Here is a 22,675-nt window from a genome sequence, read left to right on the forward strand (position 1 = left end):
CAACCTAAACCGGGACGGGTACGGCGGTCCCCGCCCGGCCGGATCGCCGACGCGACACGCCAATCGGACGAGGGCCGTTTCCGCTGTGGGTGGGCCGGAGCCCCGAGCCATCGGTTTCAGGGACGGATCAGGGCGATCCCTCCTGCGGTGACGGCCCGGGACTGGCAGGGTGGGACCATGCGATTCCTCATGCGACTCATCGTCACGGCCCTTGCCACCGCAGTGGCCGTCTGGCTGGTCCCGGGTATCCACCTCGGTTCCGACAACCAGGTGGTCACCCTGCTCCTGGTGGCCCTGATCTTCGGTCTCGTCAACGCGATCATCAAGCCCCTCGTCACGGTCGTCAGCACGTGCCTCGTCGTGCTCTCGCTCGGCTTGTTCATGCTGGTGATCAACGCGGGCATGCTGCTGCTCACCTCCTGGCTGGCGGGCAATTTCGGGCTCGGTTTCCACGTCGCCGGCTTCTGGCCCGCCCTCTGGGGATCGCTGATCATCTCCGTCGTCGGCGCGATCCTCGGCGGGCTCCTCGGGAACAACCGCGAGCACACCGCCTCCTGATCACCCCTTGACGGCGCCTCCCATTCCGGCGCCGTTCAGGAACAACCTCTGGAACGCGAGGAAGAGGCCCACGGGATCAGCGTGGCGATCGCGAGCGATGCCAGGAACACGCCCAGGTCTACGGATCCCGCGATGGCAGGGAGCCTCACGGAGAGCGGCTGGATGGCCGGGTCCTTCAACACCAGCATCGGCCAGAGGAAGTCCTTCCAACTCGCGATGATCGCGAACACGCTGACGACGCCGAGGATCGGGCGCGACATCGGTAGCACGATCGACCAGAACAGCCGGAAGTTGCCCGCACCGTCGACCCGGGCCGCCTCGAAGATCTCGCGGGGAAGGCTGTCGAAGAAGCGCGCGACGAGCACGACGTTGAATGCGCTCGCGCCCGCGGGCAGCCACACAGCCCAGAACGAGTTGATCAGCGACCGCCCGATCAGCGGCGGGTCGAGAACCGTCAGGTACAGCGGGACCAGCAGCACGACGGCCGGCACGAACAGCGTCGCGAGCACCATCGCGTTCAGCGCCTTCCCGTACTTCGGCCGCAGCACGGACAGGACGTAGCCGCCCGTGGTGGCCACGATCATCTGCGAGGCCCAGGCCCCATCGCGAGCCACACGGTGTTCAGGAAGTAGCGGCTGATCTGGACCCTGTTCCACGCCTGCTCGATGTTCCCGAGCTTGATGCCGTTCGGAAACAGGGCCAGCGGCGTGCGGAGGATGTCCTGCGTGGGCGTGACCGCGAACTTGGCAAGCAGCAGCATCGGCCCGAGGCCCGCGACGATCAGCAGGAACAGCAGCACCGCGTGCGTGGCGCCGAGGCCCATCCTGACGAGCGGGGCCCGCCAGTCCGCCGGGAGACGATGCCGCGCTGGGCCCGCGCCCTCATGACCGGCTCCAGGAATTCGTCAGGCGGAAGTAGAGCAGCGAGAACAGCGCGAGGAACGCAGCGAGCATGAGCGACAGCGCCGTCGCCGCACCGTAGTTGCCACCGAGGCTGTTGGCGAACGCGTAGTTGTAGATCAGCAGCAGGACGGTGATCGTCGCGTGTGCGGGCCCACCACCGGTGAACAGGTACGGCTCGAGGAAGACCTGCGCGGTGGCGATGATCTGCAGGATCAGCGTGATGTAGATGACGCCACGCAGCTGAGGAAGGGTGACATGCCAGATCTTGCGCCAGATGCCCGCGCCGTCCATCTCGGCGGCCTCGTACAGCTCTGGCGGGACGCCGGTGAGGGCCGCGAGGTAGATGATGATGGTGCCCCTGCGCCCGCCCAGGTGGCGGCCAGCACGAGCGACGGCATGGCCCAGCCCGCGTCCTGATACCAGGGGAAGGGGCCGAGCCCGATCCAGCCGAGGATCGTGTTGAACACCCCGGTCGGGCTCGCGTCGTAGAAGAACTTCCAGAGGAGCACCGATACGACCGGAGGCACAACCACCGGAAGGTAGGCCAGCGCCGAGTAGAGGCCCTTGAACCGTCGGACCTCGCTCATCAGGACGGCGACCACCAGCGGGATCGGGAAGCCTATCAGCAGCGCCAGGAACGCGAAGTACACGGTGTTGCGCACGGCTATGCCCAGCAGCGGATCGTTCAGGACGTAGGCGAAGTTGTCGAGGCCGACGAACACCGCGGGATCGACGAGGTTCGTCTTCTGGAAGCTCATCACCACCGATCTGACGATGGGCAGCCAGGAGAACAGCCCGAAGATGAGCAGCAGGGCAGAGCGAAGACGAGGGTGCTCACTCCCCCGTTGCCCACCCAAGCTCTGATGTGGGCGGTGATGCCCTTCGCGGGCCGGGACACGGTCGTTGTCACGTGGGTCTGGTCTTTCCCTGGATGGAGGTGGGCGTGGGTGCGCCGGGGCTGGCCGGCGCACCCACGTCGGCTGTCACTTTGCGTCGAGCAGTGCCTGGGCCTGCTTGTTCACATCGGCGAGGAGCTTGTCGATGTCCGCATTCCGGTCGGTCAGCACGGCCTGCACGACCGGGTCGAGCAGCGCGTAGATCTCCTGCGTCTTCTGGCTCGGCTCACCCACGAGGTTGAGGTCGAACATGGTCGAGGTGTAACCCGTCATCTGAGCGAGCGGCACGTTGATGAGGTCCTTGATCCACGCCTGGTTCTCCTCGTACTGGGCCTGGTTGAACATCGGCAGGACGGGGGTTCCGACGGGCTGGTTGTTGGCGACCAGCGTCTTGGCATCGGCGATGGCGCGGTCCTTGTCGATCAGCTTGGCCAGGTAGAAGAAGTCGATCCACTTGATGGCCGCGTCCTTCTCGGCGTCGGTGGCGGAGGCGGGCATCGCCACGAGGGTGCCTCCGGTGAGGACACCCGCGTCCGCGCCCTCCTGCGGCATGGCGCCGAGCCCGTACATCTCCGGCTTCAGGCCGTTGGTCTGCACCATCGAGGTGTACACGTCGGAGCCGGAGGTGAACATGCCGATCTGACCGGCCGCGAACGCCTGGTTGATGCTGCCCAGTCGAACATGAAGTTGGAGCCCATCGAGTTGTCGCTCCAGCGCATCTCCTTGAGCATCTGCAGGGCAGCCTTCGTGCCCGCGTTGTCGAGAGTCGAGGTCGCCGTGCCATCAGCGTTGAGGGTCTGGACGCGGCCACCGTGGGCGAACGTGTTCGCGACGAGTTGCCAGCCCCCGGTGTTGTTCTGGGTCATCTGCATGTAGCCGGCGACGCCGGGGTTTGCCTCGGCGATCTTCCTGGCGGCCTCGCGGACCTCGGTCCAGGTGGTCGGCGGCTTGTCGGGATCGAGCCCGGCCGACCTGAACAGGTCACGGTTGATGTGGAGGCCCACCCGTAGACGTTCTTGGCCGGGATCGCGTAGACATGTCCGTCCGGCCCCTTGCCCGCGGCGAGCAGCGACTCGTTGAACTTGGAGGCATAGGGGAGCGTCGTGAACTGTGCGTCAAGATCGGAGATCTGCTTGTTCTCGATCAGGGTCCTGCCGTCGGTGAACGGGATCTCGAACACGTTGGGGAGCGTGCCGCCGCGAGCTGGGCCGCGAAGGTCGTGGCCTTCCACTCATACTCCTCGGGAACGATGTCGATCCCTGGGTTGGCCGTCTCGAACTCGGCCACCTGGGCGTTGAAGGCATCGATCGCCGCCTGCTCCGAGCCGGGCAACAGCGAGACGACGCGGAGGGTGACGGTCTGGGCCGCCGGGCTGGTGGCGCCGGGCGACGAGGTCCCATCCGGGGTGCCGGTCGGGCCTGCGGGGGTCTGACCGGAGCAGCCGACGAGGGCACCGGCGCCCACGAGTGCTGCCACGAGTGCGGCAACGCCGCGACGTGTGGTTGACATGGAACTCACTTCTCCTTCTTGTGGTGGCCGAGCCAGACTGCGTTATCGGGCTCGAGTTGGTCGTCGTGCAGAGCGGCACTCGACAGCAGAACGTGGGCTCCCGCAGGGAGGGCAACCGGGGTTGGGCCCAGGTTGACAAGGCACGTGACCTCGTCGTCGCCGCGGCCCCGCGCGAAGGCGAGCACGCCTGCATCCGAGTCGATCCAGGCGAAGTCCTCGCCCGCGAGGCCGGGGCGGTGTGGCGCACGGAGAGCGCCCGGCGGTAGAGGTTGAGCATCGACCCCGCGTCGGCGGCCTGGGTGTCGGCCGCGTAGTCCCCCACCAGGCCGGCTGGGGAAGCCAGGTGGCGACCTCGACCGGCGAGAAACCGACGTTGGGCTCCCCGCGCGCCAGGGCAGCGGCACCCGGCACCCGTCGCGGCCGGGGTCGGTACCCCCGGAGAGCAGGTACATCGGGTCCCTGCGCGCATCGTCCGGGATGTCCTCAACCTCGGGGAGGCCGAGTTCGTCGCCCTGGTAGATGTAGAGCGAGCCCGGGAGAGCCGCGGTGAGCAGGGCCGCAGCGCGCGCCCTGCGTCGGCCGAGCATCGGGTCTGAGGTGCGGCCGAACCGCTTGTCCTCGAACGCGAAGCCGGAATCCCTGCGGCCGTACCGGGTGACCGGTCGCGTGATGTCATGGTTTGAGAGCACCCATGTCGGAGGGGCGCCCACCAGGGCGTGCGCCGCAAGGGTGGCGTCGATCGACTCGCGCAGCTGGCCCTCTTCCCAGGGCCGGATCATGAAGTCGAAGTTGAAGGCGGTGTGCATCTCGTCGTTGCGCAGATAGTTCGCGAACCGCGCAGCGTCGGGCAGCCACACCTCCCCCACCAGCACCCGGGTGCCCGGGTACGCGTCGGCGAGCCGTCGCCACGCGCGGTAGACGTCGTGCACCTGGTCACGGTCGGTGTTGGGGTGCTGGCCGGGCCCATGGTGGTCGACGACGTCAGCGAGCTCGGGGTCCTTGATGAGCAGGGCGGCCGAGTCGACCCGGATGCCGGCGACCCCGCGGTCGAACCAGAAGCGGAGCACCGACTCGTGTTCCTCCCACACCTCGGGGTTCGCCCAGTTCAGGTCGGGCTGCTCCGGTGCGAACAGGTGGAGATACCACTGGCCCGGCCGGCCGTCCGCCTCCGTGACGCGGGTCCATGTCGGCCCGTGGAAGTTGGACGGCCACCGGTTCGGGGGATCCCGCCGTCGTCGCCCGCGCCGTCGCGGAACCAGAACCGCCCGCGGGCTGCCGATCCGGGCCCGGCCTCGAGCGCCTCGCGGAACCACCGGTGGGCGGATGAAACATGGTTGGGCACCACGTCGATGATCGTGCGGATCCCGAGGGTTGCCGCCTCGGCGATCAGCAGTTCCGCCTCCTCCAGCGTCCCGAGGTCGGGATGGATGGCCCGGTAGTCGGCAACGTCGTAGCCGCCGTCGATCAGCGGTGACGCGTACCACGGCGTGAACCAGATGGCGTCCACACCGAGCTTCACGAGGTAGGGCAGTGCCGCGCGCACACCGGCCAGGTCGCCGATCCCGTCTCCATCGCCGTCGGCGAAGCTGCGCGGGTAGATCTCGTAGATCACGGCGCGCCGCCACCAGGATGTGTCGTCAGCGAACACGTTGTCCCTCCCCAGACCAATCGGCGTTTACCGGTACACGTTTACCGATAAACGCGATGCTAAACTCTCCCATGGGCAGCCGTCAACCCGTGTTATCGGATCGTGACCGGAACAACCGTCCACGGGTAGGCTGCCGATTTCGGAGGGGTCAGCATGACAACGGTCAGGGACATCGCGGCTGAGGCCGGCGTGAGTGCGATGACGGTCTCCAACGTCCTCAACGGCCGCACCGACAAGGTGTCGGCCGCCACCGCCGAACGCATCCGCAGCATCATGGCCCGCACGGGTTACGTCCCCAACAGACCCGCCACCGCACTCTCCACGAGCCGGTCCAACATCGTGGCTCTCATCCACGCGGCCAGCGGTCAGCGCAGCCAGCCCAGCCCGCACGACTCGATCTTCCTCGACGAGGTCGAGCGCCGGATCACCAGCACAGGCCGGTTCCTGATGATCCGCTCCGCCGACGACGTCTCACACACCTCCGCAGAGCTCCGCTCGTGGAGGGTTGACGGCGCCATCGTGCTGGGCGCCTTCACCTCGGAGGCCGACGAGGTGCAGGCGCAACTGGGCCTCCCCTGGTCTTCGTCGACAACTACTCGACCTCGAGCCGGGTGAGCAGGGTAGGGCTCGACGACTTCCAGGGCGGCCTGCTCGCCGCCCGCGAGTTGATCGCGGCCGGGCACCGTCGCCTCGCCCTGGTCGCTCCCGGCGTCGACCGCCCCGGCGTCATCCACCAGCGCTGCCTCGGTTTCCGCGCAGCCGTCGCTGAGGCCGGCCTCGACCGGGACTCATTGGAACTGATCGACTGCGAGCCGTTCTTCGACGCCAGCCGAGAACTGGGGACAAGCCTCGCGGAGCGGCCCGATCGGGCCACCGGCATCTTCGCCACCGCCGACATCATCGCCATCGGGCTGTTGAAGGGCCTGGTCGAGGCCGGGGTGCGCGTGCCGGAGGAGGCCTCCATCGTCGGCTTCGACGACCTGCCCGAGGCGCGCTACGTGACCCCTCGCTCACCACGATCCGACAGGACATCCCCGCCAAGGCGAAGGCGGCGGTCGACGCGCTGCTCCAACTCATCGACGGCAGGGAGCGACCCGCCGAGGTGCGTCTCCCCGTGACGCTGTGCCGGCGCGGCTCCGTCGCGGAGGCACGCACCAGCTGACCGGTCCAGCAGACGTAGCAGGCCCGCACCTCCGGGGAGGTGCGGGCCTGCTGCGGGTAGGGCCTGTGCCTTACTTGGCGCGCTCGATGATCTCGACCAGGCGCCAGCGCTTCTGCGCCGACAGCGGACGGGTCTCCATCACGCGGACGAGGTCACCGGTGGCGGCCTCGTTGTTCTCATCGTGGGCCTTCAGCCGGATGGACTTCGTCATGACCTTGCCGTAGAGGGGTGCTTGACCCGATCCTCGACCATCACGACGATCGTCTTGTCCATCTTGTCGGACACGACGACGCCCTGGGCGACCTTACGCCTGCTGCGCTCGGTGGTGTTCTCTTCGCTCATTGTCAGTTCTCCTCGACGGCCGGCTCGTCCTCGATACCGAGGTTGCGTTCCTGCAGCACCGTGTAGATGCGGGCGATGTCCTTGCGGACGCCGTTGAGGCGGCTGCTCGACTCGAGCTGCCCCGTGGCGGCCTGGAAGCGGAGCCCGAAGGCCTCTTCCTTCAGCTCAACGATCTTGGCGTTGAGCTGGTCACGCGAAAGACCACGGAGATCGTGTGCCTTGAGAGACTTGCTCATCAGTTGTCACCTGCTTCGCGCTTGATGAAGCGTGCCTTGAAGGGCAGCTTGTGGATGGCCAGACGCATGGCCTCACGGGCCACTTCCTCCGGAACGCCGGAGAGCTCGAACAGAACGCGTCCGGGCTTGATGTTGGCGACCCACCACTCCGGCGAACCCTTACCGGAACCCATGCGGGTTTCGGCCGGCTTCTTGGTCAGGGGGCGGTCCGGGTACACGTTGATCCAGACCTTGCCGCCACGCTTGATGTGACGGGTCATGGCGATACGAGCGGCCTCGATCTGACGGTTGGTCAGGTAGGACGACTCGAGCGCCTGGATGCCGTAATCGCCGAAGGCCAGCTTCGTGCCGCCCTTGGCCGCACCATCCCGCTTGGGGTGGTGCTGCTTACGGAACTTAACTCGACGAGGAATCAGCATGACTTATGCTCCTGCGTTCTCAGTTGCGGGCGCAGCGGGGCCTCAGCCTGCGCTGCGTCGGCGCGACGGCGACCGCCGCGCTCGGGACGATCACCGCGCTCGCCGCGGGCCGGACGACGGCCCGGACGCTGACGGCCGGCGGGCGCACTGTTGCGGGCAGCCTTCTGGGCGGCGCGCTCTGCGCGGGTGCCGACGACGTCACCCTTGTAGATCCACACCTTGACGCCGATGCGACCGAACGTGGTGCGGGCCTCGTAGAAGCCGTAGTCGATATCGGCGCGGAGGGTGTGCAGCGGCACCTGGCCGTCGCGGTAACCCTCGGAGCGCGACATCTCAGCGCCGCCGAGACGACCGGAGCACTTGATGCGAATACCCTTGGCGCCCGCACGCATGGCGGTCTGCTGGGCCTTGCGCATGGCGCGACGGAAAGCGACACGGGCACCGAGCTGCTCGGCAACGCCCTGGGCGACAAGCTGAGCGTCGATCTCGGGGTTCTTGACCTCGAGGATGTTCAGCTGGACCTGCTTGCCGGTGAGCTTCTCGAGCTCGGCACGGACGCGCTCCGCCTCGGCGCCGTTACGGCCGATGACGATGCCCGGACGGGCGGCGTGCAGGAAAATGGTCACCCGCTCCGAGCGGCGCTCGATCTCGATGGACGAGATGCCGGCGCGCTCGAGCGTCTTGGTCAGGTACCCGCGGATCTTGACGTCCTCACCGACGAACTCCGAGTACTGCTTGTCGCTGTACCAACGGGAGACGTGGTCGGTGGTGATGCCGAGGCGGAAACCAATCGGGTTGATCTTCTGGCCCATTATCAGGCTCCCTTCGTCTCGCGGGGTTCGACGACCACGGTGATGTGCGAGCCGCGCTTCAGGATGCGGCTGGCCGATCCCTTGGCCGGGGCGGATCCGGCGGAGGGTCACGCCCTCGTCGACGAATGCCTTGGAGATGTACAGGTCATCGCCGCGGAGACCCTCAGAGGTCTCAGCGTTCGCGACCGCCGAGGCCACGACCTTGTACACGGGCTCGGAGGCCGCCTGAGGGGCGAACTTCAGGGCGACAAGGGCTTCCTTGACGCTCATGCCACGGACGAGGTCGATGACGCGACGAACCTTGGTGGGGCTCATACGGACGTGACGCGCGATGGCGTACGAGCCGTCGCGGTCCCGAGCAGGGCCTCGCGACGACGGCTGTTGCCGTTCTCGTTGCTCATAGTTGAATCAGTTCCTTATCTCGCGCCTCAGCGGCGACGGGCCTTCTTGTCGTCCTTCACGTGCCCCTTGAAGGTGCGCGTGGGAGCGAACTCGCCCAGCTTGTGACCGATCATGGACTCGGTGACGAACACCGGGACATGCTTGCGACCGTCGTGCACCGCGATGGTGTGCCCGAGCATGTCGGGAATGATCATCGAGCGGCGCGACCAGGTGCGGATGACGTTCTTGGTGCCCTTGTCGTTCTGGACTTCCACCTTCTTGAGCAGGTGGTCGTCGACGAAGGGGCCCTTCTTAAGGCTGCGTGGCATTGTTCTTGACTCTCCCTATCAGCGCTTCTTGCCGGTCTTGCGTCGACGGACGATGAGCCGGTTGCTCGCCTTGTTCTTGTCGCGGGTGCGGCCCTCGGGCTTGCCCCACGGGGAAACCGGGTGACGGCCACCGGAGGTGCGGCCCTCGCCACCACCGTGCGGGTGGTCGACCGGGTTCATCACGACACCGCGGACGGTCGGGCGGATGCCCTTCCAGCGGTTGCGGCCGGCCTTGCCCCAGTTGATGTTGGACTGCTCGGCGTTGCCGACCGTGCCGATCGTGGCGCGGCAGCGGACGTCGACCATGCGCATTTCGCCCGAGGGCATACGCAGCGTGGCGTACTTGCCCTCACGAGCGACGAGCTGGATCGCCGCACCGGCCGAGCGGCCGAGCTTCGCGCCGCCACCGGGACGCAGCTCCACGGCGTGCACCGTGGTGCCGACGGGGATCTGACGCAGTTCGAGGTTGTTGCCCGGCTTGATGTCGGAGCCCTCGCCCGCCGAGATGACGGTGCCCTGGGTCAGCCCGTTGGGGCGATGATGTAGCGCTTCTCGCCGTCCAGGTAGTGGAGCAGCGCGATGCGGGCGGTGCGGTTGGGGTCGTACTCGATGTGAGCGACCTTGGCCGGAACGCCGTCCTTGTCGTAGCGCTTGAAATCGATGATGCGGTAGGCCTGCTTGTGGCCGCCGCCGATGTGGCGCGTGGTGATGCGGCCGGTGTTGTTACGGCCACCGGTCTTCGTCTTCGGTGCGAGCAGCGACTTCTCCGGGGTGGAGCGAGTGAGCTCGACGAAGTCGGACACGCTGGAGCCACGACGGCCCGGCGTAGTCGGCTTGTACTTACGGATACCCATGAGTCAAAAATCCTTCTTCTTTATGAGCACCCGGTCAGCCGACCGGGCCCCGAAGATGTCGATGCTCTCGCCCTCGGCGAGGGTGACGATGGCACGCTTGGTGTCGGCCTTCTTGCCGAACCCGTAGCGGGTACGGCGGCGCTTGCCCTGGCGGTTGAGGGTGTTCACCGATGCCACCTTGACCCGAAGATCGTCTCAATGGCGATCTTGATCTCAGTCTTGTTGGCGTCGGGAGCGACGACGAAGGTGTACTTGCCGTCATCGAGCAGGTTGTAGCTCTTCTCGCTCACCACGGGACGCAGGATGACGTCGCGGTGATCGCGGATCTTCAGCGCAGTCGTCACTTGTCCTTCTCCTCGTTGTTGTTCGCGACGGCCGGGATGAACCCGGCAGCCTCGGCGGCCTCAGAGCTGTTGAACCAGATCTCGGCCTTCGTGCGGGTGTACCAGGGCGACTCCGGCGTGTGGTACTTGCCGGTGTTGGCGTTGCCCTTGATGTCGTACCCGGCGGGGGCTCCTCGCCACGGTAGACGCCCTCGGCCTCGGCCTCAGCGGCCGGAGCGGCGGGGGCCTCGGCAGCAGCCTCGGACGCGGTGGCGACGGCCTTGGCCGACTTGCCGGTCGCGGGGCCGGCGACAAAAGCCGCGAGCGCTGCAGAGGTGAACACGACCTTGTCGTTGACCAGCACGTCGTACGTGTTGAGCTGGTCGACGGCCAGAGCGTGGACGGTCGGGACGTTGCGGAGGCTCAGCCAGGCCACGTCCTCGAAGCGGTCGAGCACGACGAGCACCTTGCTGATGTCGCCGGCGACGGCGGTCAGCGAGGCGATTGCCGCCTTGGTCGAGGGCTTCTCACCCGAGACGAGCTCGGAGATGACGAACACGTGACCGTCGCGGGCCCGGTCGGAGAGGGCGCCACGCAGAGCGGCGGCGATCATCTTCTTGGGGGTGCGCTGCGAGTAGTCGCGCGGGGTCGGGCCGTGGACGACGCCACCGCCGGTCCAGATCGGCGAGCGACGCGAGCCGTGACGCGCACGGCCGGTGCCCTTCTGACGCCAGGGCTTGATGCCACCGCCGCGGACCTCGCCGCGGGTCTTGGTGTCATGCGTGCCCTGACGGGCGGCGGCCAGCTGGGCCACGACGACCTGGTGGATCAGCGGGATGTTGGTCTGCGTGTCGAACAGCTCACCGGGAAGGTCGGCCTTGCCTGCCTTCTTGCCCTTGGCGTCGATCACGTCAACAGTCAGATCGCTCATGCTGCGACACCCTTCTTAGCTGCGCTGCGGACGACGACGAAGTCGCCGTTGTTGCCGGGATGGCGCCGCGGACCAGCAGGAGGCCACGCTCGGCGTCAACCGCGTGAATCTTGAGGTTCTGGACGGTGACCTTGTCATTGCCCATGCGACCCGCCATGCGGAGGCCCTTGAAGACCCTGCCGGGGGTGGCGCAGCCACCGATGGAACCGGGCGAGCGGTGCTTGCGGTGCACACCGTGCGAGGCGCGCAGACCCTTGAAGCCGTGGCGCTTCATGACACCCGCGGTGCCCTTGCCCTTGGAGGTGCCGGTCACGTCGACGATCTCGCCGTCGGCGAAGACCTCGGCCGTCAGCTCCTGACCCAGCTGGAACTCGGACGCATCAGCGGTGCGGAGTTCAACCAGGTGCTTGCGGGCGGTGACGTCGGCCTTGGCGAAGTGCCCGGCCTCCGGCTTGGTGACCTTCTTGGCCTTGACGGCACCGAAGCCGAGCTGCACGGCGTTGTAGCCGTCAACCTCGGGGGTGCGGACCTGCGTCACGACGCAGGGACCGGCCTGGATCACGGTCACGGGGACGACCTTGTTGTTCTCGTCCCACAGCTGGGTCATGCCGAGCTTGGTGCCCAGGATGCCCTTCACGATTCGTTCACTCATTTCAGCAGACCTCACGGGAGCTTGATCTCGATGTCGACACCGGCCGGCAGATCGAGACGCATCAGCGAATCGACCGTCTTCGGCGTCGGATCGAGGATGTCGATCAGACGCTTGTGCGTGCGCATCTCGAAGTGCTCACGGCTGTCCTTGTACTTGTGGGGCGAACGGATAACGCAGAACACGTTCTTCTCCGTCGGCAGCGGCACGGGGCCCGCCACCTTCGCACCCGTGCGAGTCACGGTGTCGACGATTTTGCGCGCCGAGCTGTCGATGACCTCATGGTCATACGCCCGCAGCCTGATGCGGATCTTTTGTCCAGCCACAGTCGTTCCTTCTTCTCGTCCCTTTGGAAATTTCAAGTTCCTACGGGGTAAAACCCCTTGTCGCCCCGACCCCGCGCTCGGGAGTGTCGCGCCATCAGCCGCAAGATGAGACGTCCTTCTCGGGCCATTCAGCCTCTGAAGGTCTAATCTCGCGCTTGGGCAATCAGACCTCGCTCGGTGGGCGTCAGGCGCTTTCGCACCCTGCACCCCTCGCGGAGCAACCGTCATATTCTTTCACGGTCTCCCCCGCTCGCCAAATCGGGGGTGGCGAACCGCCTGCGACACGCCCGGCCGCGGGGCACGGGGGTGTCGAGGCGGTCCGTGGCCGTCAGTAGGTCGTCAGGCCACGGGCGCGGAAGATCCCACGCGCGGCCTCAACCTCGTCGTTGCCGGGTGGTCGGGCATCGCCCAACTGATACGGCATCCCGATCTCCTCCCACTTCGCCCTGCCCATCTGGTGGAAGGGCAGCACCTCGACCCGCTCGACGTTGCCGAGGGTGGCCGTGTAGTCCGCCACCGCCGCGACGTTGGCAGGGTCGTCGGTCAGCCCCGGCACCAGCACGAATCGGATCCAGGTGGCGATGCCGAGCCCGTCGAGGCGGCGTCCGAAGTCGAGGGTGGGTTGGAGGTCGCGGCCGGTCACCCGACGGTAGGTCTCCTCGTCGCCCGACTTCACGTCCAGGAGCACGAGGTCGACGTCGGCCAGCATCTCATCGGTGGCGTTGCGCCCGAGGAAGCCGGAGGTGTCGATGGCCGTGTGGATGCCCATCCCCTTCGCGCCCCGCAGGATGCGCGCCGCGAACGCCGGCTGCTGCAGCACCTCGCCGCCCGAAAGCGTGATGCCCCGCGGGTGGCGCGGAACACCCGCGGTAGCGACGGATCCGCGCCAGCAGGTCATCGGAGCGCACCGGCACGCCGCGGTTCGCGGCCATCGTGTCAGGGTTGTGGCAGTAGAGACATCTGAGCGGGCAGCCCGCGAGAAAGGTGGTCATCCGGGTGCCCGGTCCGTCGACGGCCGTGACCAGCTCCCAGGAGTGGACCGACCCGATCTCTCCGAGCCGCTGCGCAAGCAGGAGCTCGGAGCGCTCGATGTCACCGACGACGGGGATGCCGCCGAGCATGGCCGCACCCGTCGCGGCGGACGCCCGGCGCCGGCCGGGGCGTCCCGCAGGACGTCGGTCACGTCAGAGCGCCTCGTGGAAGGTCCGTGACAGGACGTCGAGCTGCTGCTCGCGCGTCAGCTTGACGAAGTTGACGGCGTATCCGGAGACGCGGATCGTCAACTGCGGGTAGTTGTCCGGGTTCTCCATCGCATCGAGCAGCGTCTCACGGTTGAGCACGTTGATGTTGGCGTGGTAGAGCCCCTCCCCATGCCCGCGTCGAGGATGCCCACCAGGTTGGCGATGCGCTCCTCCTCGGTGCGACCGAGCGCGCCGGGAGTGATGGTGTTGGTCAGCGAGATGCCGTCGAGGGCGTCGTCGTAGGACAGCTTGCCGACGCTCATCATGGAGGCGAGCATGCCGTGCGTGTCCGCACCGTTTTCCGGGTTGGCGCCGGGCGCGAACGGGGTGCCGGCCGCGTGGCCGGACGGGAACGCGCCGGTCGCCTTGCCGTAGACCACGTTCGACGTGATGGTGAGCACCGACTGGGTGGGAACCGCGTCGCGGTAGAGGTGGATCTTCCTGATCTTGTCCATCACGGTCCTGACGACGAGCTGCGCGATGTCGTCTGCGCGGTCGTCGTCGTTGCCGTAGCGGGGGAAGTCACCTTCGGTGATGTAGTCGATGACAAGACCGGAGTCGTCGCGCACCGGCGTGACGGTCGCGTAGCGGATCGCGGCGAGCGAATCGGCCACGATCGAGAGCCCCGCCATGCCGCAGCCCATGGTGCGCACGATCTCGTCGTCGTGCAGCGCCATCTCCATCGCCTCGTAGGCGTACCTGTCGTGGCAGTAGTGGATGATGTTCAGCGCCTCGACGTAGGTCTGGACGGCCCAGTCCAGCATGGCGTCGTACCTGGCCCAGACGGTGTCGAAGTCCAACGGCTCGTCGCCGGTGACCGGCTCGTAGCCGTCCATGATCTGCTTACCGCTGACCTCGTCGCGGCCGCCGTTGATGGCGTACAGCAGTGCCTTCGCGGTGTTGAGACGGGCACCGAAGAACTGCATCTGCTTGCCGATGGCCATCGGCGACACGCAGCACGCGATGGCCGTGTCGTCGCCCCAGTGGCCGCGGATCTGCGCGTCGGACTCGTACTGGATCGCCGAGGTCTCGATGGAGATCTGCGAGCAGAAGTTCTTGTACCCGCGGGCAGAGCCGCATCCCAGTAGATGGTGATGTTCGGCTCGGGGGCAGGGCCGAGGTTACGCAGGGTCTGCAGCAGGCGGAACGACGTCTTCGTCACCAGGGTGCGGCCGTCGTTGGCGAAGCCGCCGTCGGACCAGGTGGCCCAGTAGGGGTCGCCGGAGAAGATCTGGTCGTAGTCGATGGTGCGGAGGAACCGCACGATGCGCAGCTTCGTGACCAGCGCGTCGATGATCTCCTGCGCGTCGGACTCGGTGATGAGGCCGGCCGCGAGGTCGCGCTCGGCGTAGACGTCGAAGAAGCCCGAGAGTCGACCGATGCTCATGGCGGCACCGTCCTGGCTCTTCACCGAGGCGAGGTAGGCCAGGTACGTCCACTGCACGGCCTCATGGAAGGTGACGGCCGGGCGCGACAGGTCGAAGCCGTAGCTCTCGCCGAGGTTCCTGAGCTTCTTCAGCGCCTTGATCTGCTCGGAGTGCTCCTCGCGGTAGCGGGCCCAGTGTTCGCTGAACGGCTTGTCGGCCACCGAGTCCTTGTCGGCCTGCTTGGCCTCGATCAGCCGGTCGACACCGTAGAGGGCGACGCGGCGGTAGTCGCCGATGATGCGGCCGCGGCCGTAGGCGTCGGGCAGGCCGGTGATCAGGTGCGAGCTCCGGGCGGCGCGGATGCGCGGGTGTAGATGTCGAAGACGGCCTCGTTGTGCGTCTTGCGGTAGCGGGTGAAGATCTCCTTGATCCGGGGATCGGGCTCGAGCCCGGCCTCGCGCGTGGCCGTCTCGACCATCCGCCAACCGCCGGCAGGCATCATGGGCCGCTTCAGCGGGGTGTCGGTCTGGAGCCCGACGATGACGTCGTCGTCGGCGCAGATGTAGCCCGCGGGGAACGCGTCCACATCGCCGGGGATCGCAGTCTCCACGTCGTAGACGCGCCTGGCCCGCTCGACGCTCAGGAACTCGCGCTGCAGCGTGTCCCACACGTTGAGGGTCTTGGTCGTCGGGCCCTCAAGGAAGGACGCGTCACCCTCGAAGGGGTGAAGTTGGTGAGGATGAAGTCGCGCACGTCGATCGAGGTCTGCCACGCACCGGGGACGAAACCTCCCCACGGATCTTCGGGTACGAGTGAGTCTTCGCGGGTGGGGGCCGAGGCCGTCATATCGCTCCTGGGAGAGTCTTATCGTGACACGACGTACCGGCGCCCGGAATCCGGCCAGTGGCTCGGAACCAGGCGACACGGTACGTCGCTGTGGACTAAATACTACTCCTTGTAGGAAGTCGCTCCGACCACACCCGGTCGGATCAGGTCGGCCCGGATCAGGCGACGGTCAGGTCGATCGACCAGCCCGCGGCACGTGGCCGCAGCAGGTACTCCGGACGGACATCCGGCCCGCAGGAGCGCGACCCGAGCCCATGCTGCCGGGCGTCGAGGTACAGGTGCGTCGCCGACGAGGCAGGCAACTCGTGCGGGTGAGCCGCCGCCGCCACCTGGTGCGCGTCGTGGGCGCGCAGGGTGAACCCTGGCAGCTCCCCGCCACCCGCGAGGCCCTGACCGTGACGCCGAGGCCGGGGAGCGTCAGTTCACGCAGGTCGCTGCGATGACCGCTCTCCTGCGGCACGGCGTAGTTCACGACGAGGTCGTCGACCGTTGAGGAGAAACGACCCACGATCGCAGCCGAGCGCGAATCCGGGTAGTTCTCGGCGGGCCGGTGCCGAACCACTCAACCGCGCCGACGTCGGCCTGAAGCTCGAAGTGGAGACCGAGCCTCGGCCAGGTGCCCGGCCATCCGGCGGTGGGCGTGGCGCTGGCGTCAAGATGCAGGTCCGACCCACGCAGGGTCCAGATCAACTCAACCTCGACGGCCTGCCGGGTCGCGGCGGGCGCGTACCTGTGCCGCACGACGAGGCGACCTGGGGTGGCCTCGACGGCGAGGACGCGGCGCTGCAGCCGGTCGAGGCCCGCCTCACGCCACTGCTCCGCCGACGATGGGGCGGGGGCTCCCGCGCCGCGGGAGGCGACGGCCTCGACGTCGACGTAGGAGGGGAAGTCGCCGAGCGAGTCATTCTCGGTGGGGCGCGCCACAGCTCGAGCCTGGGGCCGTTCACCTCGCGTCCGGCCATCCGCACCAGGTCGCCGGTGCGGGCGTCGAAGGTGGCCTGGCCGAACGTGATCGTCCCCCGACCGTCTCGGGCGACCGGTCGTCGAGCGGCCTGGCGTCCCAGGCGGCCACGGAGGAGAGGAGCTGCTGGGCGTGCGAGACGCGGTGCCCCTCCCCGCCCACGGCGTCGCCTCGACGGTGACGGCCTCGACGGTGCGCCACAGCTCCCGTCGTGGGGCGCGAAGCTCGGAAGCGGGAGGCTCGTCTCCCCGCCGGGAGCGACCGGCGGCACCGCCAGGTCGCCGCGGCCGATAACGCGGCCGTCGAGCTCGTCGATCCACCGGAAGAGGAGGTCGGAGGTGTCGCCGTCGTGGCGGTGGTTCTCAATTGTCACCTGCCCGTCTCCGAGCCGGAGCTTGACCGGGGTGGTGACCGCCGCGAACTCCGCGAGCATAGGTGTGGGGGTGCCGTCCGAGAGCAGCATGCCGTCGCAGACGAATGAGCCGTCGTGGACGACCTCACCGAAGTCACCGCCGTAGCCGAAGAACTCCACGCCGTCGGGGGTGGTGGTGCGCAGGCCGTGGTCACGCCACTCCCAGACGAAGCCACCGTGCCACTGCGGCAGCGTGTCGAAGAGCCGCTCGTACTCGAGGAGCGCTCCGGCGCCGTTGCCCATGGCGTGCTCGTACTCGCACAGGATCATGGGGCGACCCGCGAGGACCGCGTTGCGGCCGGGCGTCGCCTCATGGTGGTTCCCGGTGCCCGCGGCCATGTCCTCCATGCCCTCGACCGTCTCGTACATCCGCGAGACGATGTCGGTGTAGCGGCCCTCGTAGTCGGGTTCGTAGTGGACGGGGCGCTCCGGGTCGCGGCGGTGCACCCACGCCGCCATCGCGGCCGTGTTCCGGCCGGTGCCGGCCTCGTTGCCGAGCGACCAGGCCACGATCGACGGATGGTTCTTGTCGCGCTCGACCATGCGCTCCACGCGGTCGACGAGCGCCTCACGCCAGCGCGGGTCGTCGGAGGGGTTGTCGACCCAGTCGCCGTCCCCGAAGCCGTGGGTCTCGTAGTCGCACTCGTCGATGACCCACAGCCCAGCTCGTCGGTGAGGTCGAAGAAGCGGGGGTGCGGCGGGTAGTGCGAGGTGCGTACCGCGTTGATGTTGTGGCGCTTCATCAGCTCGAGCTGGGCGCGCACGGCATCCTCGTCGAAGACGCGGCCGTGGTCGGGGTCGTACTCGTGGCGGTTGACGCCACGGATCCGGAGCTTGCGCCCGTTGACGCGCCACTCATGGCCGACGATCTCGATGCGTCGGAAGCCGAGCCGCAGGGTGAGGGTCTCGGCCGCGTTGGCGACCGTCGCGTCGTAGAGGCGCGGCCGGTCGGCGCTCCACGGGGCCACCTCGCCGACGGCGATGGGAGCGACTTCGGCTGGGGAGGCGAAACTCGTCTCGATGCCCAGTTCGGGGATCGTCACCGTGACGGGGAACGCCGCGGCGCGGAGCTCCGGAAGGACGGTGCCGTGGCCGGTGGCCGGGTCGAAGTCGGCGCGCAGCCAGACGTCGTCGATCCCCCGGCGGGGCGGGCGAGCACGGTCACCTCCCGGAAGATGCCCGGCAGCCACCACTGGTCCTGGTCCTCCAGATACGTGGCGGCCGACCACTGGTGGACGCGCACATGCAACACATTGCGACCGACGCGGGCCTGATCGGTCACGTCGAGCTCCTGGGCGAGGCGGCTGCCGCGGATGACGCCCACCTGCGCACCGTTCAGCGACACGATCGCCAGCGACTCGACGCCGTCGAAGCGGAGGTGGATCCGCTCGGTGAAGGCCTCGGGAAGGTCGAAGTCGACGCGGTAGTCGCCGGTGGGGTTCTCGTCGGGCACGAAGGGCGGCTCGACCGGGAACGGGTACGAGATGTTGGTGTAGGCCGGGCGTCCCCAGTCGTCGCGCCCCTGCAGCACCCAGTGGCTCGGCACGGCGATGTCATCCCAGCCGGAGTCGTCGAAGTCGATCCCATCGGCGCCCTCGGGAGCCAGATCGGGCGGTCGGAGAACCGGAACCGCCAGGTGCCGCTCAGGTCGATGCTGGCAGCGTTGGAAGCCAACCGTGACCTCGGCTGCACACGGCGTCCCGAACCGGGCGAAAAGGAGTAGATCTCCGACACATTTCCTCCATGGGGATCAGCGGTCGGCGGTTCCGACTCCCGCAATCCTATTGTGATGACAATGACCGGGGCGACTCGCCCAGTCGACGGCAGGCGCCGTCCCAACCGGCCGCGAGTTGCCGGACCAGGCCGGGTAGCTCGGGAGGGAACACCTCGATGCCCACTTCCTCGAGCACCTCCACCGCCATCCAGCAGACCTCGTCCATCGACTCGCGTTCCCCGTCCGTCCAGCCCGCATCGTGGGTGGCCATGGCGGCCGATGGGACCGTGACGAGGTAGTACTCCTCATCCTGGATGACGTCCCCGCGGCGAAGTCCAGCACCGCCCGGCGGGTGGCGACGGGCCGAGAAGCTCGTCGGGTGCCAGAGCGATCCCGCTCTCCTCCAGCACCTCACGCACCGCGGCCTGGCGCGGGCCCTCACCGGGCCCGATGCCTCCGCCGAGCGTGTACCACCAGCGTCGCCCGGGGTCGTCGACGTCGTGGGAGGAGGCGAGCAGGACCATGCCTGCCGGGTCGAGCACGACGACCCGCGCCGCCCGCCGGTGAGGGGGTGGGAGCATCCTCCGATGCTAGCCACCCAGGCTGGCCCCCGGAAAAATCGGCCAGTGGCCACTTCTGGTCGGTCTGCCTGTAAATAGTGGCCACTGAGTGGAGGGACGAGGGCGTGACCGCCTTGTTTGCGTCTGTTCCCGGCCGTGCAGGCCCCGGGCCAGTAGGCTTCCCGACATGTCCGAAGTGGCGGAGACGACGCAGTTTCTCGCGGGCCGGGAGCCATGGTCGCTGCTGCCCCCGGCAGGGTGCCCGCCCTCGCCCGGCAGGCCGTCGGCAGCTACGTGCGACGCGGGACGGTGATCCTCGAGGCCGGGGCCGCGCCGTCGATGATGCACGTCATCCGCTCCGGCGCCGTCGAGGTGCTCGACGCCGACGGGGCGCTCGTCACCCACGAGGAACAGGGCGCCTGCTTCGGGCAGGCCTCCATCATCGAGGAGCGACCCTCCCGCTTCACGTTCACCGCGATCGAGGACACGCTGCTGTGGTCGTTCAACGCCACCGTCGTGGCGGAACTCGTGGCGCTCCCGGAGGTGCGCCGCTTCTTCACGGAGTCGAGGCTGGCCGACGCGACCCGCAAGGTGCCCGAGGGCGGGCCCGTGCTGCAGGTGCCGCTGGGCGACATCGTGTCGAGGGCCCCGGTCACGATCGGGGACGACGTCACCGTGGGCGAGGCGGCTCGCCTGATGGACAGGGAGCGGATCTCCGCGATCATCGTCACCCGCGACGAGCGGCTCGCCGGGATCCTCACCGACCGCGACCTGCGCCGGGTGGTCGCAGGCGCCCTCCCGAGCGACACGCCACTCGCCGACGTCATGACCACCACCCGCGCACCATCCAGGCCGACGTGCTGGCGCTCGACGTGCTGATGAGCCTCGTGGAGCACCGGATCCACCACCTGCCTGTGCTCGACGGCGAGCGGATCGTCGGCATGGTGACGGCGGGCGACCTGATGCGGCTCGAGCGGTCGAGCCCGCTGTACCTGGTCGGCGACCTCAAGCACCGCCACGACGTCGCGGGTGCCGCCGAGGTGATGGCCAGGGTGCCGACCCTGGTGTCGCGGCTGCTGCGGCAGGACGCTACGGCCGAGGACGTCACCCGGATCGTGTCGCGCACCTCCGACGCCCTCTGGGAGCGACTTGCTGCGCTGGCCGAGGACAGGCTCGGGCCACCGCCGGTGCCCTACTGCTGGGTGGCGCTCGGCTCGCTCGCGCGGCAGGAGCAGGCGATGGGGTCCGACCAGGACCACGCGATGATCATCTCCGACGACATGGCGCCGGAACACGAGCCGTACTTCACCGCACTGGCGGAATGGCTGACGGCGGCGCTCGCGGAATGCGGGTTCCCGCTCTGCAACGGGGAGGCCATGGCCTCCAACCCCCGCTGGCGCAGGCGGCTCTCCGCGTGGGCGGGCGAGTTCGGCAACTGGCTCGGTTCCCCGACGTCGGAGGCGGTGCTGAACTCGTCGATCTTCTTCGACATGCGGCCCATCCACGGCGACCACACCCTCTTCGCCGCCCTGCAGGGACGCGTCCTCGCGACGGCGCCGACCTCGACGCGCTTCCTCGGGCACCTCGCACGCCACGCCAACGACATCGAGGTACCGATCGGGTTCATGCGCGGCTTCGTGGTGGAGCGCCGCGGCAGGCACCGCGACCGGCTCGACATCAAGCTCGGCGGCATCACCCCATCGTCGACGTGGCACGCCTCTACGCCCTCCGCTGGGGCCTTCCCCAGGTGGGCACCCGGGCCCGGCTGCGGGCCGCGTCCGAGCACGGCGTCGAGGTGCACAACCTGCTGGATGCACACGAGTTCCTCGGTTACACCCGGCTCCAGCATCAGGGCCGCATGATCGCGCAGGGGAAGGTGCCGGACAACTTCATCGACCCCATGGCGATCTCCGACTTCGAACGCCGCCACCTGCGCGAGGCCTTCGCCATCGTGCGGCGTGCCCAGTCGGCGCTCAATGTGACGTTCCAGACCCAGTTCATCTCATGAGGTGGCCGCGACGGCGGGGCAACGCCGCCCTCGCCGCGTCGGTCCCCGACGGCGGGCTGCGTCGTTTCCTGGAGACGCCCCTCCCCGCGCGGCACCCGGGTGCGGGAGCTCGGCCTCCTCGCCGTCGATCTGGAGACCACGGGCCTCGAGCCGGCCACCGACCACATCCTGTCGGTCGGCGCGATCGGCGTCGACGGGCTGACGGTGCGCTTCGCGACGGCGTACGGCTGCCTCGTCAACGCCGGCGTCGACGTCGGTCAGTCCGCCGTGATCCATCAACTCACCGACGACGAGGTGGCGGCAGACGGGATCGACCTGCCCGACGCGCTCGACCGGCTCTTCGACGCCCTCGCCGGCCGGGTGCTGCTCGCCACCACACCGGCATCGAGGTCGGCTTCCTCACCTCCGCCGTCCGGTCGCTCCACGGCATCGACATCGACATCCCGAGCGTCGACACGATGCGCCTTGCCATGCGGGCAATGGGTGAGGACGAGCCGCGCAGGCCAGATGCGCTTCGGCTGTGGCGGTTGCGGGCGCGGGCGGGTCTCCCCGGCTACCGGGGCACGACGCGCTCACCGACGCGCTGGCCTGCGCCGAGCTCTATCTGGCCCTCGCGCAGGAGCTCGGCGCGGCCACACTCGGGTCGCTGCAACGAGGTTGAGGGCCCAGACCCGTCCGGCGGATGACACCGTTGGGATTTGGCACTCCCGATGGCTAAAGTGGCCGACCGTATGTCGTCCTCGGCTCTTGAACATCTCTCCCCGGCCTTCCCCAGCGCGCAGCCTGGGAACCGCGTCGTCCCTCCGCGCCTGGCAGCAGGAGGCCCTCACCCAGTACGAAACCGACCAGCCCGCGACTTCCTCTGCGTCGCTACCCCGGGCGCAGGCAAGACGACCTTCGCGCTGCGGGTGGCCCGCACGCTGCTGCAGACCCGCGAGGTGCGTCGGATCGTCGTGGTCACGCCGACGGAGCACCTGAAGGTGCAGTGGGCCGATGCCGCGGCCCGGGTCGGCATCCAGCTCGACCCCGGCACCGGCGGCTCCTCGCGGAAGGGCCGTTCGAAGGAGTATGACGGATCCGCCGTCACGTACGCGGGTGTCGCGGCCAGGTCGTATGTCTACGAGGCCCTCTGCGTCTCGAAGGACGTGCTGGTGATCTTCGACGAGATCCACCACGCGGGTGATTCCAAGAGCTGGGGGAGGCCATCGTCTACGCCTTCCAGAACGCGAAGCGCCGCCTGTCGCTGACCGGAACCCCGTTCCGCTCCGACGACAACCCCATCCCGTTCG

27 protein-coding genes and 13 pseudogenes are annotated in these 22,675 nt (G+C 68.2%); 7 read left to right on the plus strand and 33 right to left on the minus strand.

The genetic code is table 11. The features are described 5' to 3' along the window. The first annotated feature begins 177 nt into the window (after positions 1-177). The gene (locus tag G7085_RS04285) at positions 178-558 is read left to right on the plus strand and encodes a phage holin family protein (protein ID WP_197510081.1); all 381 of its coding nucleotides are present in this window, start codon (positions 178-180) and stop codon (positions 556-558) included. Positions 559-593: 35 nt separating this feature from the next. Here G7085_RS04285 and G7085_RS31990 read toward each other — a convergent pair whose 3' ends face one another. The 11 genes and pseudogenes from G7085_RS31990 to G7085_RS32005 all read right to left on the minus strand — a co-directional run bounded on the left by G7085_RS31990 (position 594) and on the right by G7085_RS32005 (position 5,513). Further along, positions 594-1,136: a carbohydrate ABC transporter permease gene (locus G7085_RS31990; RefSeq protein WP_331715464.1), complete on the minus strand. Its 543-nt coding sequence runs from the start codon at positions 1,134-1,136 to the stop codon at positions 594-596. A gap of 2 nt (positions 1,137-1,138) precedes the next feature. Then, the gene (locus G7085_RS23995) at positions 1,139-1,381 is read right to left on the minus strand and encodes an ABC transporter permease family protein (RefSeq protein ID WP_231979207.1); all 243 of its coding nucleotides are present in this window, start codon (positions 1,379-1,381) and stop codon (positions 1,139-1,141) included. Between the two features lie 58 nt (positions 1,382-1,439). Continuing rightward, positions 1,440-1,769 carry a carbohydrate ABC transporter permease gene (locus G7085_RS24000; protein WP_231979958.1) on the minus strand — a complete coding sequence of 110 codons (330 nt, stop codon included), beginning with the start codon at positions 1,767-1,769 and terminating at the stop codon, positions 1,440-1,442. Further along, complete coding sequence (locus G7085_RS24005; protein ID WP_231979208.1) at positions 1,673-2,317, minus strand: carbohydrate ABC transporter permease; 645 nt, start codon at positions 2,315-2,317, stop codon at positions 1,673-1,675. Before G7085_RS24005 ends, G7085_RS24000 begins: the two co-directional genes overlap by 97 nt. 126 nt (positions 2,318-2,443) lie before the next feature. Beyond that, entirely contained in the window at positions 2,444-2,989 is a 546-nt protein-coding gene (locus G7085_RS04300; RefSeq protein ID WP_197510082.1) for a hypothetical protein, read from the minus strand. Next, positions 2,935-3,336, minus strand: a complete 402-nt coding sequence (locus G7085_RS04305; protein WP_231979959.1) for an extracellular solute-binding protein — start codon at positions 3,334-3,336, stop codon at positions 2,935-2,937. Before G7085_RS04305 ends, G7085_RS04300 begins: the two co-directional genes overlap by 55 nt. After that, complete coding sequence (locus G7085_RS24010) at positions 3,219-3,536, minus strand: hypothetical protein (RefSeq protein ID WP_231980814.1); 318 nt, start codon at positions 3,534-3,536, stop codon at positions 3,219-3,221. Before G7085_RS24010 ends, G7085_RS04305 begins: the two co-directional genes overlap by 118 nt. Further along, on the minus strand, positions 3,500-3,865 hold the full coding sequence (locus G7085_RS04310; RefSeq protein WP_197510084.1) for a hypothetical protein: 366 nt from the start codon (positions 3,863-3,865) through the stop codon (positions 3,500-3,502). Before G7085_RS04310 ends, G7085_RS24010 begins: the two co-directional genes overlap by 37 nt. Positions 3,866-3,870: 5 nt before the next feature. Continuing rightward, a complete protein-coding gene (locus tag G7085_RS31995; protein ID WP_331715921.1) occupies positions 3,871-4,317 on the minus strand; it encodes a DUF3459 domain-containing protein in 447 nt (148 codons plus the stop codon). Continuing rightward, positions 4,303-5,043, minus strand: a pseudogene (locus tag G7085_RS32000) (alpha-amylase family glycosyl hydrolase); the annotation flags it as partial. The gene G7085_RS31995 and the pseudogene G7085_RS32000, both read right to left, overlap by 15 nt. Further along, positions 4,971-5,513 carry an alpha-amylase family glycosyl hydrolase gene (locus tag G7085_RS32005; RefSeq protein ID WP_331715465.1) on the minus strand — a complete coding sequence of 181 codons (543 nt, stop codon included), beginning with the start codon at positions 5,511-5,513 and terminating at the stop codon, positions 4,971-4,973. The gene G7085_RS32005 and the pseudogene G7085_RS32000, both read right to left, overlap by 73 nt. A gap of 153 nt (positions 5,514-5,666) precedes the next feature. Between G7085_RS32005 and G7085_RS04320 the strand changes: the two genes are divergently transcribed. Next, positions 5,667-6,128, plus strand: a complete 462-nt coding sequence (locus G7085_RS04320) for a LacI family DNA-binding transcriptional regulator (RefSeq protein WP_197510085.1) — start codon at positions 5,667-5,669, stop codon at positions 6,126-6,128. After that, positions 6,125-6,675, plus strand: a pseudogene (locus G7085_RS04325) (LacI family DNA-binding transcriptional regulator). Before G7085_RS04320 ends, G7085_RS04325 begins: the two are co-directional and overlap by 4 nt. 70 nt (positions 6,676-6,745) lie before the next feature. Here the strand turns inward: G7085_RS04325 and rpsQ are convergent. The 22 genes and pseudogenes from rpsQ to G7085_RS04415 all read right to left on the minus strand — a co-directional run bounded on the left by rpsQ (position 6,746) and on the right by G7085_RS04415 (position 19,399). Next, positions 6,746-7,017, minus strand: a pseudogene (rpsQ, locus tag G7085_RS04330) (30S ribosomal protein S17). Positions 7,018-7,019: 2 nt separating this feature from the next. Next, a complete protein-coding gene (gene rpmC, locus G7085_RS04335) occupies positions 7,020-7,253 on the minus strand; it encodes a 50S ribosomal protein L29 (RefSeq protein WP_197510086.1) in 234 nt (77 codons plus the stop codon). Next, positions 7,253-7,672: a 50S ribosomal protein L16 gene (gene rplP, locus G7085_RS04340; protein WP_197510087.1), complete on the minus strand. Its 420-nt coding sequence runs from the start codon at positions 7,670-7,672 to the stop codon at positions 7,253-7,255. Before rplP ends, rpmC begins: the two co-directional genes overlap by 1 nt. Positions 7,673-7,675: 3 nt before the next feature. Further along, positions 7,676-8,484: pseudogene (rpsC, locus tag G7085_RS04345) on the minus strand (30S ribosomal protein S3). 5 nt (positions 8,485-8,489) lie between these two features. Then, positions 8,490-8,868 (minus strand): annotated as a pseudogene (gene rplV / locus G7085_RS04350) (50S ribosomal protein L22); the annotation flags it as partial. A 44-nt stretch (positions 8,869-8,912) separates the two neighbouring features. Continuing rightward, entirely contained in the window at positions 8,913-9,194 is a 282-nt protein-coding gene (gene rpsS, locus G7085_RS04355) for a 30S ribosomal protein S19 (protein ID WP_187721361.1), read from the minus strand. A gap of 18 nt (positions 9,195-9,212) precedes the next feature. Then, positions 9,213-10,048: pseudogene (gene rplB, locus G7085_RS04360) on the minus strand (50S ribosomal protein L2). A gap of 3 nt (positions 10,049-10,051) precedes the next feature. Continuing rightward, a pseudogene (gene rplW, locus G7085_RS04365) lies at positions 10,052-10,380 on the minus strand (50S ribosomal protein L23). An 8-nt stretch (positions 10,381-10,388) separates the two neighbouring features. Beyond that, positions 10,389-11,302 (minus strand): annotated as a pseudogene (gene rplD, locus G7085_RS04370) (50S ribosomal protein L4, sunset domain variant). Then, positions 11,299-11,954: pseudogene (gene rplC / locus G7085_RS04375) on the minus strand (50S ribosomal protein L3). The pseudogenes rplD and rplC overlap by 4 nt, the downstream one beginning before the upstream one ends. Before the next feature lie 11 nt (positions 11,955-11,965). Further along, a complete protein-coding gene (gene rpsJ / locus G7085_RS04380; protein WP_015071250.1) occupies positions 11,966-12,277 on the minus strand; it encodes a 30S ribosomal protein S10 in 312 nt (103 codons plus the stop codon). 328 nt (positions 12,278-12,605) lie between these two features. Continuing rightward, the gene (locus G7085_RS24015) at positions 12,606-13,097 is read right to left on the minus strand and encodes a radical SAM protein (protein WP_331715467.1); all 492 of its coding nucleotides are present in this window, start codon (positions 13,095-13,097) and stop codon (positions 12,606-12,608) included. After that, the gene (locus G7085_RS34035) at positions 12,988-13,398 is read right to left on the minus strand and encodes a 4Fe-4S cluster-binding domain-containing protein (protein WP_408647032.1); all 411 of its coding nucleotides are present in this window, start codon (positions 13,396-13,398) and stop codon (positions 12,988-12,990) included. Before G7085_RS34035 ends, G7085_RS24015 begins: the two co-directional genes overlap by 110 nt. Positions 13,399-13,461: 63 nt before the next feature. Then, a complete protein-coding gene (locus tag G7085_RS24020; protein ID WP_408647033.1) occupies positions 13,462-13,617 on the minus strand; it encodes a glycine radical domain-containing protein in 156 nt (51 codons plus the stop codon). Beyond that, positions 13,557-13,973: a glycine radical domain-containing protein gene (locus tag G7085_RS34040; RefSeq protein ID WP_408647173.1), complete on the minus strand. Its 417-nt coding sequence runs from the start codon at positions 13,971-13,973 to the stop codon at positions 13,557-13,559. Before G7085_RS34040 ends, G7085_RS24020 begins: the two co-directional genes overlap by 61 nt. Beyond that, positions 13,947-15,810, minus strand: a pseudogene (locus G7085_RS34045) (pyruvate formate lyase family protein); the annotation flags it as partial. The pseudogene G7085_RS34045 and the gene G7085_RS34040, both read right to left, overlap by 27 nt. A 79-nt stretch (positions 15,811-15,889) precedes the next feature. Further along, positions 15,890-16,060 carry a beta-galactosidase small subunit-related protein gene (locus G7085_RS24040; RefSeq protein ID WP_331715469.1) on the minus strand — a complete coding sequence of 57 codons (171 nt, stop codon included), beginning with the start codon at positions 16,058-16,060 and terminating at the stop codon, positions 15,890-15,892. A 140-nt stretch (positions 16,061-16,200) separates the two neighbouring features. Continuing rightward, positions 16,201-17,012 (minus strand): annotated as a pseudogene (locus tag G7085_RS24050) (beta-galactosidase small subunit-related protein); the annotation flags it as partial. Between the two features lie 134 nt (positions 17,013-17,146). Continuing rightward, positions 17,147-18,147: pseudogene (locus tag G7085_RS34050) on the minus strand (glycoside hydrolase family 2 TIM barrel-domain containing protein); the annotation flags it as partial. Then, positions 18,144-18,650: a sugar-binding domain-containing protein gene (locus tag G7085_RS04405; protein WP_197510091.1), complete on the minus strand. Its 507-nt coding sequence runs from the start codon at positions 18,648-18,650 to the stop codon at positions 18,144-18,146. The gene G7085_RS04405 and the pseudogene G7085_RS34050, both read right to left, overlap by 4 nt. A 235-nt stretch (positions 18,651-18,885) precedes the next feature. Continuing rightward, positions 18,886-19,089 (minus strand): NUDIX hydrolase, encoded by a 204-nt coding sequence (locus G7085_RS04410; protein WP_197510092.1) that lies wholly within the window; start codon positions 19,087-19,089, stop codon positions 18,886-18,888. Positions 19,090-19,123: 34 nt separating this feature from the next. Beyond that, positions 19,124-19,399, minus strand: a complete 276-nt coding sequence (locus G7085_RS04415; RefSeq protein ID WP_269451769.1) for an NUDIX domain-containing protein — start codon at positions 19,397-19,399, stop codon at positions 19,124-19,126. Positions 19,400-19,612: 213 nt separating this feature from the next. On the opposite strand from G7085_RS04415, the gene G7085_RS04420 reads away from it, so the two are divergent. From G7085_RS04420 to G7085_RS34060, 4 genes and pseudogenes are all read left to right on the plus strand, one after another. Beyond that, positions 19,613-20,257, plus strand: a complete 645-nt coding sequence (locus G7085_RS04420; protein WP_197510094.1) for a cyclic nucleotide-binding domain-containing protein — start codon at positions 19,613-19,615, stop codon at positions 20,255-20,257. Then, positions 20,257-21,386: pseudogene (locus G7085_RS04425) on the plus strand (DUF294 nucleotidyltransferase-like domain-containing protein). Before G7085_RS04420 ends, G7085_RS04425 begins: the two are co-directional and overlap by 1 nt. Positions 21,387-21,485: 99 nt before the next feature. Next, positions 21,486-22,364, plus strand: a complete 879-nt coding sequence (locus G7085_RS34055) for a 3'-5' exonuclease (protein ID WP_408647034.1) — start codon at positions 21,486-21,488, stop codon at positions 22,362-22,364. Then, the gene (locus tag G7085_RS34060; RefSeq protein WP_408647035.1) at positions 22,295-22,633 is read left to right on the plus strand and encodes a DEAD/DEAH box helicase family protein; all 339 of its coding nucleotides are present in this window, start codon (positions 22,295-22,297) and stop codon (positions 22,631-22,633) included. Before G7085_RS34055 ends, G7085_RS34060 begins: the two co-directional genes overlap by 70 nt. The last annotated feature ends 42 nt before the right edge of the window (positions 22,634-22,675 follow it).

The organism is Tessaracoccus coleopterorum, from assembly GCF_011174705.1.
In the GTDB taxonomy this organism is placed as follows: domain Bacteria; phylum Actinomycetota; class Actinomycetes; order Propionibacteriales; family Propionibacteriaceae; genus Arachnia; species Arachnia coleopterorum.